Annotated in this window: 16 protein-coding genes; 12 read left to right on the top strand and 4 right to left on the bottom strand. The window is 59.2% G+C overall.

The genetic code is table 11. The features are described from left to right. Nucleotides 1-9: 9 nt before the first annotated feature. On the bottom strand, nucleotides 10-822 hold the full coding sequence (locus AU074_RS28345; protein WP_076017511.1) for an inner membrane protein YpjD: 813 nt from the start codon (nucleotides 820-822) through the stop codon (nucleotides 10-12). Nucleotides 823-1,041: 219 nt separating this feature from the next. On the opposite strand from AU074_RS28345, the gene ffh reads away from it, so the two are divergent. From ffh to thrC, 10 genes are all read left to right on the top strand, one after another. After that, the gene (gene ffh / locus AU074_RS28340) at nucleotides 1,042-2,418 is read left to right on the top strand and encodes a signal recognition particle protein (protein ID WP_003209589.1); all 1,377 of its coding nucleotides are present in this window, start codon (nucleotides 1,042-1,044) and stop codon (nucleotides 2,416-2,418) included. A 250-nt stretch (nucleotides 2,419-2,668) separates the two neighbouring features. Then, a complete protein-coding gene (rpsP, locus tag AU074_RS28335) occupies nucleotides 2,669-2,920 on the top strand; it encodes a 30S ribosomal protein S16 (RefSeq protein ID WP_003209587.1) in 252 nt (83 codons plus the stop codon). Nucleotides 2,921-2,925: 5 nt separating this feature from the next. Next, complete coding sequence (gene rimM, locus AU074_RS28330) at nucleotides 2,926-3,462, top strand: ribosome maturation factor RimM (RefSeq protein WP_049711676.1); 537 nt, start codon at nucleotides 2,926-2,928, stop codon at nucleotides 3,460-3,462. A gap of 43 nt (nucleotides 3,463-3,505) precedes the next feature. Next, nucleotides 3,506-4,216, top strand: coding sequence for a tRNA (guanosine(37)-N1)-methyltransferase TrmD (gene trmD, locus AU074_RS28325; RefSeq protein ID WP_231988895.1), 711 nt, complete (start codon nucleotides 3,506-3,508; stop codon nucleotides 4,214-4,216). Between the two features lie 45 nt (nucleotides 4,217-4,261). Further along, nucleotides 4,262-4,612, top strand: a complete 351-nt coding sequence (gene rplS, locus AU074_RS28320) for a 50S ribosomal protein L19 (RefSeq protein ID WP_003175895.1) — start codon at nucleotides 4,262-4,264, stop codon at nucleotides 4,610-4,612. Between the two features lie 84 nt (nucleotides 4,613-4,696). Next, on the top strand, nucleotides 4,697-5,110 hold the full coding sequence (locus AU074_RS28315) for an acyl-CoA thioesterase (protein WP_063032965.1): 414 nt from the start codon (nucleotides 4,697-4,699) through the stop codon (nucleotides 5,108-5,110). A gap of 236 nt (nucleotides 5,111-5,346) precedes the next feature. Beyond that, on the top strand, nucleotides 5,347-6,243 hold the full coding sequence (xerD, locus tag AU074_RS28310; RefSeq protein WP_076017510.1) for a site-specific tyrosine recombinase XerD: 897 nt from the start codon (nucleotides 5,347-5,349) through the stop codon (nucleotides 6,241-6,243). A 154-nt stretch (nucleotides 6,244-6,397) separates the two neighbouring features. Further along, complete coding sequence (gene dsbC, locus AU074_RS28305; protein WP_063032964.1) at nucleotides 6,398-7,129, top strand: bifunctional protein-disulfide isomerase/oxidoreductase DsbC; 732 nt, start codon at nucleotides 6,398-6,400, stop codon at nucleotides 7,127-7,129. Between the two features lie 126 nt (nucleotides 7,130-7,255). Then, nucleotides 7,256-8,560, top strand: a complete 1,305-nt coding sequence (locus AU074_RS28300) for a homoserine dehydrogenase (protein ID WP_003209580.1) — start codon at nucleotides 7,256-7,258, stop codon at nucleotides 8,558-8,560. A 67-nt stretch (nucleotides 8,561-8,627) separates the two neighbouring features. After that, nucleotides 8,628-10,037: a threonine synthase gene (gene thrC, locus AU074_RS28295; protein WP_076017509.1), complete on the top strand. Its 1,410-nt coding sequence runs from the start codon at nucleotides 8,628-8,630 to the stop codon at nucleotides 10,035-10,037. 318 nt (nucleotides 10,038-10,355) lie between these two features. Here the strand turns inward: thrC and AU074_RS28290 are convergent, their stop codons facing one another. Beyond that, nucleotides 10,356-10,556 carry a hypothetical protein gene (locus tag AU074_RS28290; protein WP_076017508.1) on the bottom strand — a complete coding sequence of 67 codons (201 nt, stop codon included), beginning with the start codon at nucleotides 10,554-10,556 and terminating at the stop codon, nucleotides 10,356-10,358. A gap of 303 nt (nucleotides 10,557-10,859) precedes the next feature. Between AU074_RS28290 and AU074_RS28285 the strand changes: the two genes are divergently transcribed. Then, nucleotides 10,860-11,144 (top strand): DUF3509 domain-containing protein, encoded by a 285-nt coding sequence (locus AU074_RS28285; protein ID WP_076017507.1) that lies wholly within the window; start codon nucleotides 10,860-10,862, stop codon nucleotides 11,142-11,144. 171 nt (nucleotides 11,145-11,315) lie between these two features. On the opposite strand, the gene AU074_RS28280 is transcribed toward AU074_RS28285, so the two are convergent. Together AU074_RS28280 and AU074_RS28275 are read right to left on the bottom strand one after the other, a co-directional pair. Continuing rightward, nucleotides 11,316-12,194, bottom strand: a complete 879-nt coding sequence (locus AU074_RS28280) for a TIGR02285 family protein (RefSeq protein ID WP_076017506.1) — start codon at nucleotides 12,192-12,194, stop codon at nucleotides 11,316-11,318. Continuing rightward, nucleotides 12,194-13,393, bottom strand: coding sequence for a CaiB/BaiF CoA-transferase family protein (locus tag AU074_RS28275; protein ID WP_076017505.1), 1,200 nt, complete (start codon nucleotides 13,391-13,393; stop codon nucleotides 12,194-12,196). The genes AU074_RS28280 and AU074_RS28275 overlap by 1 nt, the downstream gene beginning before the upstream one ends. 145 nt (nucleotides 13,394-13,538) lie before the next feature. Here AU074_RS28275 and AU074_RS28270 point away from each other — a divergent pair, with 145 nt between their 5' ends. After that, nucleotides 13,539-14,081: a YaeQ family protein gene (locus AU074_RS28270; RefSeq protein WP_003209567.1), complete on the top strand. Its 543-nt coding sequence runs from the start codon at nucleotides 13,539-13,541 to the stop codon at nucleotides 14,079-14,081. Nucleotides 14,082-14,092 lie beyond the last annotated feature (11 nt).

Here is a 14,092-nt window from a genome sequence, read left to right as displayed (position 1 = left end):
GGCTGCCCGTCAGATATGCAGGATGTATTCGCGAACCAGCTTGCTGCCGAAATAGGCCAGCATCAGCAGGCAGAAACCGGCCAGGGTCCAGCGGATCGCCTTGTGCCCGCGCCAGCCGAGGCGGTTGCGGCCCCACAGCAGCACGCTGAACACCACCCAGGCCAGGCACGCCAGCAGGGTCTTGTGCACCAGGTGCTGGGCGAACAGGTTCTCGACGAACAGCCAGCCGGAGATCAGCGACAGCGACAGCAGCGTCCAGCCGGCCCAGAGGAAGCCGAACAGCAGGCTTTCCATGGTTTGCAGCGGCGGGAAGTTCTTGATCAGCCCGGACGGGTGCTTGTGCTTGAGCTGGTGGTCTTGCAACAGCAGCAACAAGGCCTGGAACACCGCGATGGTGAACATGCCGTAGGCGAGGATCGACAGCAGGATGTGGGCGAGGATGCCCGGCTCTTCATCAATGACCTGCACGGTGCCGGTCGGAGTGAATTGCGCCAGCAGCACCGTCAGCATCCCGAGCGGGAACAGCAGCACCAGCAGGTTCTCCACCGGGATCCGGTAGCAGGCCATCAGGGTCAGCGCGATCACCGCGGCGGCAATCAGACTGGCGGCGCTGAAAAAATCCAGGCCCAGGCCGACCGGCGTCATCAAATGCGTGAACAGGCTCGCTGCGTGGGCCAGCAGGGCGATCACGCCAAGGCCTACCAACAGGCGTTTGTCGGCCTTGGCGCCTTGGGCCAGACGAGTGCCCTGATAGAGGGTCGCAGCGGCATACAAGATGGCGGCGGCGAGGCTGGGTAGCAAACTGGGTGACAAAGGGAGCATAAATCCTGTTAAGCAGGCCCGAAAGGCGCTGAGTTTGGCATACACCTGCGTAACACGAAAGACTCTCAGGCCAGACAGCGGGTGTGCATGGCGACAGTCTTCGCTATAATCCGCGACCTGCCCACGCCGCAGGCTCGCCGAGCGCTGTTTTTAATAGCGATTTACCACAGCCTGGGCCGCCATTACCTCGGTCTAACATAGGGCCTGAAAGGATCGCGCATGTTTGAAAATCTGACTGACCGTCTCTCGCAGACGCTGCGCCATGTCACCGGCAAGGCCAAGCTGACCGAGGACAATATTAAAGACACCCTGCGTGAAGTGCGCATGGCGTTGCTGGAAGCCGATGTCGCCTTGCCGGTGGTGAAGGACTTCGTCAACTCGGTCAAAGAGCGCGCGGTCGGCACCGAAGTGTCCCGCAGCCTGACCCCGGGCCAGGCGTTTGTGAAGATCGTCCAGGCTGAACTCGAAAGCCTGATGGGCGCGGCCAACGAAGATTTGAACCTCAGCGCCGTGCCGCCAGCCGTTGTGCTGATGGCTGGCCTGCAAGGTGCGGGTAAAACCACCACGGCCGGCAAACTGGCGCGCTTCCTTAAAGAGCGCAAGAAGAAGTCGGTGATGGTGGTGTCTGCGGACGTTTACCGTCCGGCCGCGATCAAACAACTGGAAATGCTCGCGGGCGAAGTCGGTGTGACCTTCTTCCCGTCCGACCTGAGCCAGAAGCCGGTCGATATTGCCCAGGCTGCTATTAAAGAAGCCAAGCTGAAATTCATCGACGTGGTTATCGTCGATACCGCCGGTCGCCTGCACATCGATGAAGAGATGATGGGCGAGATCAAGGCGCTGCATGCCGCGATCAACCCGGTAGAGACCCTGTTCGTGGTCGACGCCATGACCGGCCAGGATGCGGCCAACACCGCCAAGGCCTTTGGTGACGCGCTGCCGCTGACCGGTGTGATCCTGACCAAGGTCGACGGCGACGCCCGTGGCGGTGCCGCCTTGTCGGTGCGTGCGATTACCGGCAAGCCGATCAAGTTCATCGGTATGGGCGAGAAGAGCGAAGCGCTCGAGCCGTTCCACCCTGAGCGGATCGCCTCGCGTATCCTCGGCATGGGCGATGTGCTCAGCCTGATCGAGCAAGCGGAAGCGACCCTCGACAAGGACAAAGCCGACAAGCTGGCTAAAAAGCTGAAGAAGGGCAAGGGCTTCGACCTCGAAGACTTCCGCGACCAGCTGCAACAGATGAAGAACATGGGCGGCCTTGGCGGCCTGATGGACAAGCTGCCGAACATCGGCGGCGTGAACCTGGCGCAAATGGGCAATGCCCAGGGCGCGGCAGAGAAGCAATTCAAGCAGATGGAAGCCATCATCAATTCCATGACCCCGGCCGAGCGCCGCGACCCTGAGCTGATCAGCGGTTCGCGCAAACGTCGGATCGCCATGGGTTCCGGCACCCAGGTGCAGGACATCGGTCGCTTGATCAAGCAGCACAAGCAGATGCAGAAGATGATGAAGAAATTCTCCGCAAAAGGCGGAATGGCCAAGATGATGCGCGGCATGGGCGGTATGTTGCCCGGCGGCGGCATGCCAAAGATGTAAAGAATTCGAGCAAAAGCCTGCTTTTGCTCCGACCCACAGGGATGTGGGATCTCCAGCAAACCCGCCGTTGGCGGGAGCTGACTTGCCGTTTTAACCGACGGCTCTATAGCAGATCTGAATGGCACGCTGATAGGCGCCAGAAAAAGACATTTGCAAAAGTCCGGATATTCCTTAGAATATGCGGCCTTTCGGGCACCTATGCCCGCTGTGCATTTAGATTTGCAGCACCGACTACAGGAACGATGTTCACATGCTAACAATCCGTCTTGCCCTTGGCGGCTCCAAAAAGCGCCCGTTTTACCACTTGACCGTAACTGACAGCCGCAACCCACGTGACGGCTCTCACAAGGAACAAGTTGGCTTCTTCAACCCGATCGCTCGTGGTCAAGAAGTCCGTCTGTCCGTGAACCAAGAGCGCGTAGCCTACTGGCTGAGCGTTGGTGCACAACCTTCTGAGCGCGTTGCTCAGTTGTTGAAGGATGCATCTAAGGCTGCGGCCTGAGCAATATGAACGCGACGCCAGCGGTTGCTGATGATTTGATCGTTATCGGCAAGATTTACTCTGTTCATGGCGTTCGCGGCGAAGTGAAGGTGTATTCCTTTACTGATCCGACTGAAAACCTGTTGCAGTACAAGACCTGGACGCTCAAGCGCGAAGGTAGTGTGAAACAGGTAGAGCTGGTCAGTGGACGCGGGAGCGACAAGTTCCTGGTCGCAAAGCTCAAGGGTCTTGATGATCGTGAAGAAGCTCGTCTTCTGGCCGGTTATGAGATCTGCGTGCCGCGCAACCTGTTCCCTGAATTGACCGACGGCGAGTACTACTGGTACCAGCTGGAAGGTCTGAAGGTAATTGATCAACTCGGGCAATTGTTCGGGAAAATCGATCATCTTCTGGAAACCGGCGCCAATGATGTAATGGTGGTCAAGCCTTGCGCTGGCAGCCTGGATGATCGTGAACGCCTATTGCCCTATACAGAGCAATGCGTGTTGGCCATCGACCTGGCAGCGGGCGAGATGAAGGTGGAATGGGACGCGGACTTCTAACGTGGCTAACCTGCGCGTTGAAGTGATCAGTTTGTTTCCCGAGATGTTTTCCGCCATCAGCGAGTACGGCATCACCAGTCGGGCGGTGAAACAGGGGCTCTTGCAGCTCACCTGTTGGAACCCGCGAGACTACACGACGGATCGACATCACACTGTGGACGATCGCCCATTTGGCGGTGGCCCGGGCATGGTGATGAAGATCAAGCCCCTGGAAGATGCGTTGGTTCAGGCCAAGGCAGCCGCCGGGGAGAAGGCGAAGGTAATTTACCTGTCCCCTCAAGGCCGTCAGCTGAATCAGTCGGCGGTGCGCGAGTTGGCGAATCTGGAAGCATTAATCCTGATTGCCGGTCGCTATGAAGGCATTGACGAGCGGTTTATTGAAGCTCATGTCGATGAAGAGTGGTCGATTGGGGACTATGTCCTGTCTGGCGGCGAGCTGCCGGCGATGGTCCTGATAGATGCGGTTACACGACTGCTGCCTGGAGCTTTAGGGCATGCGGACTCCGCGGAGGAAGATTCCTTCACGGATGGTTTGCTGGATTGCCCGCACTACACCCGACCGGAGGTGTATGCGGATCAGCGTGTTCCCGACGTATTGCTAAGTGGCAATCACGCACACATCCGGCGTTGGCGTTTACAGCAGTCCCTCGGGCGGACCTATGAACGACGCGCCGATCTTCTGGAAAGCCGCTCGCTTTCTGGAGAAGAGAAGAAGCTGCTCGAGGAATACATCCTCGGGCGGGACGATAGTTAACAACGTATCGATGGTAGGTCCGACGACTTACCTTAGGAGCACAGCATGACTAACAAAATCATCCTTGCACTCGAAGCAGAGCAGATGACCAAAGAGATCCCTACCTTTGCCCCGGGCGACACCATTGTCGTTCAGGTGAAAGTGAAGGAAGGCGACCGTTCGCGTCTGCAAGCGTTCGAAGGCGTGGTAATTGCCAAGCGTAACCGTGGTGTGAACAGTGCTTTCACCGTTCGTAAAATCTCCAACGGTGTTGGCGTAGAGCGTACTTTCCAGACCTACAGCCCGCAAATCGACAGCATGGCCGTTAAACGTCGCGGTGACGTACGTAAAGCCAAGCTGTACTACCTGCGTGACCTGTCCGGTAAAGCAGCTCGCATCAAGGAAAAACTGGCTTAAGTCCAGCTTCCCGATGCAGAAAAAAGCAGCCTACGGGCTGCTTTTTTGTTGCCTGAAATTTGTCTTTTTTTCCGGTATCTATTCATGACTACCCGCCTCGAAGAAATTCAGCGTCGTACTGACCTTTCCGTTACCCATGTGACCAAAGCCGTTTTCCCACCGACTACCAACCACCACAACACGCTGTTCGGCGGTACCGCACTGGCATGGATGGACGAAGTGTCGTTCATAACGGCTACGCGTTTCTGCCGCTTGCCGCTTGTGACGGTCTCCACCGACCGTATCGACTTCAATCACGCGATACCGGCGGGCTCCATCGTTGAACTGATCGGTCGCGTGATCAAGGTGGGTAACACCAGCCTCAAGGTCCAGGTGGAAGTATTTGTCGAAAGCATGAGCGCTGACGGACGAGAAAAGGCCATCCAGGGTGTGTTCAGTTTTGTCGCGATTGATACTGACAAACGACCGGTGCCCGTGCTGCCAGGGTTTGCCGACTGATCCTGAGTCGAGTCGCTTTTGTGGCGAGGGAGCTTGCTCCCGTTGGGCTGCGCAGCGGCCCTGAAACCTGCAATAGAAGTCTCTCTGTTGGGCCTCATGGTCAGTCAGGGCCGCTTCGCGCCCCAGCGGGAGCAAGCTCCCTCGCCACAGACTATTTGCCCGCCTTCATTGATGTGTAGATGCCTGTGCTGCGATAGGATCTACCCGACACCGCCACTTTCCCAGCCTGAGCCCTCATGCCCGCCATTGACCACCCCCAGATCGACCGCTTCCTCGATGCCCTATGGCTGGAAAAAGGCCTGTCAGACAACACCCGCCAGGCCTACCGCAGTGACCTGGCGTTGTTCAATGGCTGGCTGCAGGAGAAAAACCTCGAACTGCTCAACGCCGGTCGCGAGCTGATCCTTGACCATTTGTCCTGGCGCCTGGAGCAAAACTACAAACCTCGCTCTACCGCGCGTTTTCTTTCCGGCGTACGTGGCTTTTATCGCTACCTGCTGCGGGAAAAGCTGATCGCGATCGACCCGACCCTGCAAATCGATATGCCGCAGTTAGGCCGGCCCCTGCCCAAGTCCCTGTCGGAAGCCGACGTCGAAGCCTTGCTCGCAGCCCCGGACTTGAGCGAAGCCATCGGCCAGCGTGACCGCGCCATGCTGGAAGTGCTTTATGCCTGCGGCCTGCGCGTCACCGAGTTGATCAGCCTGACCCTGGAGCAGGTCAACCTGCGCCAGGGCGTATTGCGCGTGATGGGCAAGGGCAGCAAGGAACGCCTGGTGCCCATGGGCGAAGAGGCGATTGTGTGGATCGAGCGCTACATGCGCGATGCCCGCAGCGAGTTGCTCAACGGTCGGCCCAGCGATGTGCTGTTCCCCAGCCTGCGCGGTGAGCAGATGACCCGCCAGACCTTCTGGCATCGCATCAAGCACCAGGCCAAGGTTGCGGGGATCGGCAAGTCGCTGTCGCCCCACACCCTGCGTCACGCCTTCGCCACGCATTTGCTCAACCACGGCGCGGATTTGCGCGTGGTTCAAATGCTCCTGGGCCACAGCGACTTATCCACCACCCAGATCTACACCCACGTGGCCCGGGCGCGTTTGCAGGAGATGCACGCCAAGCACCATCCCCGAGGATGAAAATCACATCGGAAAAAGCCCAATTTCCCCGCGACTGGCTGCCCTGCGGCCCAACTGTGGTAGGCTTTGCCGGTTCGCAAAGGGGACGGCCCAAACCCGTGTTTGAAGATCGGTGTTCCTGCTCCCGTCCCTGCATCTGCCTTCAGGAGTTCCCATGCGCTTGACCCAGATTTTCGCCATCGCAGCCATTGCGTTGGTCTCCACCTTTGCCGTCGCCGATGACGCCGCAGAAAAGACAATCCGCAAGAGCCTGGAAGCCCTCCAGCTCGACACCCCGATTGAAAGCATCAGCGCCAGCCCGATGGCCGGCCTGTATGAAGTCAAGCTCAAGGGCAGCCGCGTGCTGTACGCCAGCGCCGATGGCCAGTACATCGTCCAGGGCTACCTGTTCCAGTTGAAAGACGGCAAGCCGGTCAACCTCACCGAGAAAGCCGAGCGCCTGGGCGTGTCCAAGCTGATCAACGGCATCCCGGTGGCTGAAACCGTGGTTTACCCGGCCATTGGTGAAACCAAGACTCACATCACCGTCTTTACCGACACCACCTGCCCGTACTGCCACAAGCTGCACGCCGAAGTGCCTGAGCTGAACAAGCTCGGCGTTGAAGTGCGCTACGTGGCGTTCCCGCGCCAGGGCCTGGGTTCGCCGGGTGACGAGCAGTTGCAAGCTGTCTGGTGTTCGGCCGACAAGAAAGCCGCCATGGACAAGATGGTCGATGGCAAGGAAATCAAGGCTGCCAAGTGCGCCAACCCGGTTTCCAAGCAATTCGCCCTCGGCCAGTCGATTGGTGTGAGCGGCACGCCGGCCATCGTTTTGGCTGACGGCCAGGTGATTCCGGGCTACCAGCCGGCGCCGCAAGTTGCCAAACTGGCACTCAACGCAAAGTAAGCAAAATCGTCGAGCCTTGACGATCATGACTCGCCGACCGTTCGGCGGGTCATTAATAGAGAGCCGCAGTTGTGCGGCTGTTTTCACGGCCGACCTTGAGTCGGCCGTTTCATGGGGAGTTCTTCAGTGAAACCGGTCAAAGTAGGCATCTGTGGGTTAGGGACCGTCGGTGGCGGCACCTTCAACGTACTTCAGCGTAACGCTGAAGAAATTTCCCGCCGTGCAGGGCGTGGGATTGAAGTGGCACAAATTGCCACGCGTACGCCAAAGCCTCAGTTCCAAACGACCGGTATTGCGATTACCAACGATGTCTTCGAAGTCGCCACCAACCCTGAAATCGATATCGTCATCGAACTGGTGGGCGGCTACACCGTGGCCCGCGAACTGGTGCTCAAGGCCATCGAAAACGGCAAGCACGTAGTCACCGCCAACAAGGCGCTGATCGCCGTGCACGGTAACGAAATCTTCGCCAAGGCCCGCGAGAAGGGCGTGATCGTGGCGTTCGAAGCTGCCGTGGCCGGTGGTATCCCGGTGATCAAGGCGATCCGTGAAGGCCTGTCCGCCAACCGCATCAACTGGGTGGCCGGCATCATCAACGGCACCGGTAACTTCATCCTCACCGAAATGCGCGAGAAGGGCCGTACCTTCGAAGACGTGCTCGCCGAAGCCCAGGCCCTGGGTTACGCCGAAGCCGATCCGACCTTCGACGTCGAAGGCATCGACGCTGCCCACAAGCTGACGATCCTGGCGTCCATCGCCTTTGGTATCCCGCTGCAGTTCGACAAGGCCTACACCGAAGGCATCACCAAGCTGACCACCGCCGACGTGAACTACGCCGAAGCCCTGGGCTACCGCATCAAGCACCTCGGTGTGGCGCGCAGCACCCCGGCCGGTATCGAGCTGCGTGTGCACCCGACGCTGATCCCGGCCGACCGCCTGATCGCCAACGTCAATGGCGTGATGAACGCCGTGATGGTCAACGGTGACGCCGCCGGTTCCACCCTGTTCTACGGCGCCGGTGCCGGCATGGAACCGACGGCTTCGTCGGTAATCGCCGACCTGGTGGACGTGGTGCGTGCCATGACCAGCGACCCGGAAAACCGCGTACCGCACCTGGCCTTCCAGCCGGACTCGCTGTCGGCCCACCCGATCCTGCCGATCGAGGCCTGCGAAAGTGCCTACTACCTGCGCATCCAGGCCAAGGATCACCCGGGCGTCCTCGCTCAGGTGGCCAGCATCCTGTCGGAGCGCGGCATCAACATTGAATCGATCATGCAGAAGGAAGTCGAAGAACAAGACGGCCTGGTGCCCATGATCCTGCTGACCCACCGCGTGCTGGAACAGCACATCAACGATGCCATCGCCGCGCTTGAAGCGTTGCAGGGTGTGGTTGGGCCGGTGGTGCGGATTCGCGTCGAACACCTGAACTAATCGTTTTGCGGCAAGGGCCCCACGCGTTCGGCGGCCCTTGTTCAAGCATGCTCTAGAGGAGCCAGTCATGCGTTATATCAGCACCCGCGGCCAGGCACCGGCCCTGAATTTCGAAGACGTTTTGCTGGCCGGTCTGGCCACTGACGGCGGCCTGTACGTGCCGGAAAACCTGCCACGCTTTACCCAGGAAGAAATCGCTTCGTGGGCCGGCCTGCCGTACCATGAGCTGGCGTTCCGGGTCATGCGCCCGTTCGTCACCGGCAGCATCCCGGATGCGGATTTCAAGAAGATCCTGGAAGAAACCTACGGCGTGTTTTCCCACAGCGCCATCGCCCCGTTGCGCCAATTGAACGGTAACGAGTGGGTCCTGGAACTGTTCCACGGCCCGACCCTGGCGTTCAAGGATTTCGCCCTGCAACTGCTGGGTCGCCTGCTGGACTACGTGCTGGAAAAACGCGGTGAGCGCGTGGTGATCATCGGCGCCACTTCCGGTGATACCGGCTCGGCGGCGATCGAAGGCTGCAAGCACTGCGAAAACGTCGACATCTTCATCCTGCACCCGCACAACCGCGTGTCGGAAGTGCAGCGTCGGCAGATGACTACGATCTTCGGCGAGAACATCTACAACATCGCCATCGAAGGCAACTTCGATGACTGCCAGGAAATGGTCAAGGCCAGCTTTGCCGACCAGAGCTTCCTCAAGGGCACGCGCCTGGTGGCGGTGAACTCGATCAACTGGGCGCGGATCATGGCCCAGATCGTCTACTACTTCCATGCGTCCCTGCAGTTGGGCGGCCCGGCGCGTTCGGTGTCGTTCTCGGTGCCAACCGGCAACTTCGGCGACATCTTCGCCGGTTACCTGGCGCGCAACATGGGCCTGCCGATCAACCAGTTGATCGTCGCCACCAACCGCAATGACATCCTGCACCGCTTCATGAGCGGCAACCAGTACGTCAAGGAAACCCTGCACGCCACGCTGTCGCCGTCGATGGACATCATGGTGTCGTCGAACTTCGAACGCCTGCTGTTCGACATGCACGGTCGCAACGGCGCGGCCCTGGCTGGCCTGATGGACAGCTTCAAGCAAGGTGGCGGTTTCAGCGTCGAGCAAGAGCGCTGGACTGAAACCCGCAAGCTGTTCGACTCCCTGGCCGTGGACGATGCACAAACCTGCGAGACCATTGCCGAAGTCTACGCCCAGACCGGCGAGCTGCTGGACCCGCACACCGCCATTGGCGTCAAGGCCGCGCGCGAATGCCGTCGCAGCCTGGACATCCCGATGGTGATTCTCGGCACCGCGCACCCGGTCAAATTCCCGGAAGCGGTGGAGAAGGCCGGTGTTGGCAAAGCGCTGGAATTGCCACCGCACCTCACCGACCTGTTTGAACGCGAAGAGCGTTGCACGGTGTTGGCCAATGACCTGAAAGCGGTGCAGGCGTTTGTCAGCCAGCATGGCAATCGCGGCAAGCCACTCTGAGCCAACGGCTTTACGTGGTAGCTCAAGCCCGTCTTCGTGACGGGCTTTTTCATTCTGGCGAGCCATACTTGCGCGGCGACCAACAAGAATAATCAAGGAAACCCAACTGGTGTATGTATCGACCCGCGCGTGTGTGTGGCTGACAGGTGTGCTGTTGCTTGTGCAGGGGGCGGCTGTCAGCCTGCCGTTCAAGCTGGTGCCGGCGACGCAGGAGAGGCTCTGAAGGTGCGGTTTTACAGAGGTGCAAAAAAAAGCCGCGTTCCCGTCCTTGGGTGAGCGGCGTTTTTCGTTTCTGGCAGACCCGGCCGGAGCGATCGTTTATGCGAGTAGTTTTTGCGCGACTGCCATTACGGTTCCGACAGCCGTGAAGAAGCCGATGGCGATACCTACGGGATACCAGAAATTCTCTCGGGTTATCTTGTGGGATTCTGCGTTGAGCTTGCGTTGCTCTGCATAAATTCTTGATATGTCGGCGTGAATCTTCTCTAGTACAGCCTGCTCTTTTTCGTGTTCCAGCATGGTCTTTATCCTTCGCAACGGGGGCCTTTTGGTATGCGCTGTTTATCGGTGTGGCAGCATCATCAGCACTCACCGAGTATAGGATTCACCCTCAGCGTCAGCGCCAAAACGGCGACCCATTAAGTAAGCAGTTATGTGCTGCCGTTTTTTGGTTGTCATGTTGCAAGCGCATGCTGGACACGTCATCCCCCGGCAACCCTTGAAAGACGAAAAAGCGAACTTTCCTACGACACAAATAGTCACTTAGGATAGATGCAGCTCCCGTTTACACGATTGTTCCCGAACTATTGAGTGGTGATCGAGATGGAAAGTATCAGCCTATTGCTCGGTGAAGCACTGAGCCCTTATCAGGTCACGCTGACCACCTCGGGTGTGCAGGGCGAATGCCTGGTAACCGTAAAGAATCCGGCCGGTGCCATCGTGGTCGAACGTGAAGTCGACCAGGCGCAATTGACCGACAAGCGTGCATTGGTCGACGTGGTGGATTGTTTGCACCGCGACTTGATGATTGCCGAAGGACGCCTGGAGCCCTCGGTCATGGCGGCTCTGCGCAACGCGGCCCTGACTCGGCCGAGCGCCTGTGCATGAAGATTTATTTTTGTTTGGAACCTTCCTACGGTAACGCGAGTCAGACTTTGTAACAGCGAGACCAAGCATTGTGCTCCGGTGCTTGTGGCTCGTTGTTACTGGTCTTTTTAGGCCCTTATTAACCCCGAGCTGTCTCCCCACTGCTCGGGGTTTCTTTTTGCCCGCGATTTGTCAGGGCCTCGGGGCATCCTGGAAAAACGTCGGGTTGTCTTTCAGGTATTGCTCACGCATGACCGGGTCGAGCCATGAAGCGTAGGACTGTCGCAGTTGCTCCTGCGGGATTTCGCGCAGCACCTGATTGATCCGCTCGATGGCTACGCGCCCTGCTGCAGTATCCGTGCAGCCGACATGGGTCAGTTGAGAGGGCGGGGTGCCCTTGATGGGATAAAAGATCAGGTCCTGGGGATCAATGCCCTGTTGCAGCGCCTGATAGCGAACTTCTGTCCAGTAACCCAGCACCGCCTCCAGGCGCCCTCTGCGTTGCATCTGTAGCAGGCTGCCGAGGGCGTCATTGCCGTAGTGCGGTGCCAACTTATGCGTACTGGCGTGCTTCAGTGCTTCATCGATAATGGCGCCATAGCTGCGCTCAGCGATGATGCCGAGGCGCGCCTCCTGCGCATTCAAAAACGCCTCCAGGTCAAACATTCCATCCACCACAAACGGCGCCAGCGCTGCCCGCTGATTTTGGCGGATCGTCACCCCGTTGCTCAACGTCGCAAAGGCCTGGACGGAAAAAACAACGGTTTTTGCGCGTTCTGCCGTCCACAGCAGAGACGGGTCGCATGTGAGAGTGGCGGGGTCGCGGAGCATCTGCATGGCGCGTGCACGGTTTACGTGGAGGATTTGGTGTCGATATTCCGGCATGTGCTCGGCAAGTATCGGCAGCAGTTGGTCGAGGGCGCCCTGGCCTTTTTGCGGGCCTTCGAAAATCGTCACTGGCGGCAGGTCACGCAGCAGCCAGATCAAGGTGTCCTGTGCCTGGCTCGACAGCGGCCACGCCCCGAGCAGTGAACCCAGCAGGCACAGGCGAATGATGAAGCGCCGGGCCATCAGATCGCGCCATCCTCGCGCAGGCGCGTAATGGCAGCCGCGTCGTAGCCCAATTCATTGAGCACCACGGCGTTGTGCTCACCCAACTGTGGTCCGACCCACTCACAACTACCCGGTGTGTCCGACAGTTTGGGCACGATGCCGGGCATCTTGAAGTCCTTGCCGCCTGGGAGCTGGGCCTTGAGGAACATTTCGCGGGCGAGAAACTGTGGGTCTCCCAACATGTCTTCAGCGCTGTAGATACGGCTGGCGGGCACTTCGGCCTTGTTCAGCTGTTCCACCACTTGCTCCAGCGGCAGTGAGTTGACCCAGCGATCAATCACGCCATACAACTCATCGCGCCGACTGTCGCGGCCATCGTTGCTGGCCAGGGCCGGATCGTTGGCCAGGTCGTCCCGACCAATGGCCAACATGAACCGCTTGAAGATCGCATCGCCATTGGCGCCGATCTGCACATGCTTGCCATCCTGGGTGGTGTGGATCGAGGAGGGGGTGATGCCCGGCATGATGTTGCCGGTGCGTTCGCGGATAAAGCCAAATACGTCGAACTCCGGGATCATGCTTTCCATCATCGCGAAGATCGCTTCATACAGCGCCACATCCACGACCTGGCCGAGCCCGCCATTCACTTCGCGATGACGCAGGGCCATCAGTGCCCCGATCACCGCCCACAACGCCGCAATTGAGTCGCCGATGGAAATCCCGGTGCGCACCGGCGGGCGGTCCTCGAAACCGGTGATGTAGCGCAGGCCGCCCATCGACTCGCCCACCGCGCCAAACCCTGGCTGGTCCTTCATCGGCCCGGTCTGGCCGAAGCCCGAGAGGCGCACCATCACCAGTTTCGGGTTCAGGGCGTGCAGGGTTTCCCAGCTCAGGCCGAGCTTTTCCAGCACGCCAGGGCGAAAGTTCTCGATCAAAATGTCGGCGTCCGCCAACAGCTGCTTGAGGATCGCCAGGCCGTCCGGGTGTTTCAGGTTCAGGGTCAGGGATTTCTTGTTGCGGGCCTGCACAAACCACCACAGCGAGGTGCCTTCATACAGCTTGCGCCACTTGCGCAGCGGGTCGCCGCCATCCGGGGATTCGACCTTGATCACCTCGGCGCCGAACTCGGCACAGATGCGGGACGCAAACGGGCCGGCGATCAAGGTGCCAAGTTCGATGACTTTCAGGCCGGCAAGTGGTTTGGCGGTAAACGACATGAGGAACCTTTCGGGCAGGGCAGGGATGTGAGCCTTTTAACATAGGCGAGTCGCGCAGTGATAAGGATGATGCAGCGCAGGATTCGTTGAATCAGCTCGCCATCGGTTAGACTTGCCGCCTTTCCCTGTCTCTAGAAGTCCGTTCATGGCCCAGCCGTCCACGACCTACAAGTTTGAACTCAACCTCACCGACCTTGACCGTTCGGTGTACGAGAGCGTCAAGCAGACCATCGCCCGCCACCCTTCGGAAACCGAAGAGCGCATGACCGTGCGTTTGCTGGCCTACGCACTTTTCTACAACGAACAGTTGTCTTTTGGTCGTGGCCTGTCAGATGTAGACGAACCAGCGCTGTGGGAAAAAAGCCTGGATGATCGCGTCCTGCACTGGATCGAAGTCGGCCAGCCGGATGCGGACCGCCTGACCTGGTGTTCCCGCCGTACCGAACGCACCACCTTGCTGGCCTATGGCAGCTTGCGCGTCTGGGAAGGCAAAGTGGTGCCGGTGGCGAAAAACCTGAAAAACGTGAGCATTGCCGCCGTACCCCAGGAAATCCTGGAAGTGCTGGCCAAAGACATGCCCCGGGTGATCAAGTGGGACGTGATGATCAGCGAAGGCACGATCTTCGTGACCGATGATCGTGGCCAGCACGAAGTCCAGCTGGAATGGCTGGCTGGCGAGCGCGGCTGAAACGTCGACAG

It is taken from the genome of Pseudomonas sp. ATCC PTA-122608 (assembly GCF_001952855.1).
Lineage (GTDB): Bacteria > Pseudomonadota > Gammaproteobacteria > Pseudomonadales > Pseudomonadaceae > Aquipseudomonas.
This window is presented reverse-complemented; position numbering and strand designations above follow the sequence as displayed.